Origin of the sequence: uncultured Campylobacter sp. (assembly GCF_938017705.1) — a bacterium.
GTDB lineage: Bacteria > Campylobacterota > Campylobacteria > Campylobacterales > Campylobacteraceae > Campylobacter_B.
In genome coordinates, this window is the sequence record NZ_CALIIS010000243.1 from 1 (window position 1) to 1,140 (window position 1,140).

Annotated in this window: 3 protein-coding genes; all 3 read left to right on the plus strand. The window is 34.9% G+C overall.

Annotated features, from left to right (window positions below; all coding sequences use genetic code 11):
* The coding region (locus Q0605_RS11180) for a hypothetical protein (protein WP_298706929.1) at nt 1-196 on the plus strand (196 nt) is incomplete at its 5' end.
* Nucleotides 197-464: 268 nt separating this feature from the next.
* Nucleotides 465-947 carry a hypothetical protein gene (locus Q0605_RS11185; protein WP_298706930.1) on the plus strand — a complete coding sequence of 161 codons (483 nt, stop codon included), beginning with the start codon at nt 465-467 and terminating at the stop codon, nt 945-947.
* Nucleotides 948-960: 13 nt separating this feature from the next.
* On the plus strand, nt 961-1,140 hold a 180-nt coding region (locus Q0605_RS11190; protein ID WP_298706931.1), incomplete at its 3' end, for a hypothetical protein.

Below are 1,140 nucleotides of genomic sequence, written 5' to 3' on the forward strand. Positions count from 1 at the left end.
TTCCTCTAAAATTTCAAAAGATATCCTAACTATGCAAAAGAGATTAAATGCCGGCAACGAAAGCTCAAAAATCGATGTTTTAAACTCCCTAATAGCTTCTTTAAAAAAGGAGCTAGCTCTTAAAGAACATACGCAAAAAGCTAGCTTTAATATCAAAAAAGCGGAACTAATGTCTAGATACGGAAGGTGCGAGTAGGCCGTTTGGTAGCCAAGTAGATGGTTTGGTAGTTAGCCCAATAGATAGTTTAAGCAGCTATGGCGTTTTAACATAGCGTCTTGTATTCGGCTTTAGGCTTTGTATCTTGTAGTGCTGGGAAGTAAATTTAAAAATTTAGAGTAGTAAAGAACCTTGAAATTCGATATGGTAAAGCAGTTTTAAATTTTAAATACACTATATATTAGCGCATAGGCGGATATAAACATATCGTAAAATCAAGATTATTAAATTTCTTAAGGAGTAGAGAATGGCATTTGTAGCAGAATATATTTCTAAAGAGGATATTGAGAAATATGATATTATAAATCGTGTAGATCAATGCTTGGCAAAATATCATTATAATCCACAAAAACCCTATCAAATAAAGTGGTTGAATTGGGTCATAGACAGGCAAAGAGATATTTGGCTTATTTTTGTTTGTAGCCCGCATCTGCCTGATCCAAGAGACGGATATACCGGAGAGGAGATTTGGCTGCTTTATTATAAGGGTAGAGAAATCGAGCTTGATATTAGACGGGTCTATGACGAAACCACAAGTAAAATGCTAGTCGATAATCCGTTTTTTATAAAATATAAGCTAGAAAATATAAATTCTAGTATCGACGGAATTTCGTTAGATGAACTTTATGGCGTCTTGAATGAGGCTTTAAAAGAATATGGTAGTCGTGGAATTGGCGGTAGAAAATTTCTACCAAAAGAACACCAGATTGTAACATTTTTACACGATTGAGAAAGGATAAAAAATGACTGGTAAACAAGCCGATCAAATTTTAGCAGATATTGCAGACGGTAAAGATGTGCGCACCAGTAGCGGCGCTAAGGTAACCGGTGAAAATTTTGAGAAATTTTTTCTAAACGATATGGTTAGAAAGCTAGGCACTAAAAGCGAAGGCGATATCTACGAGCATATAAGCGAATATAAA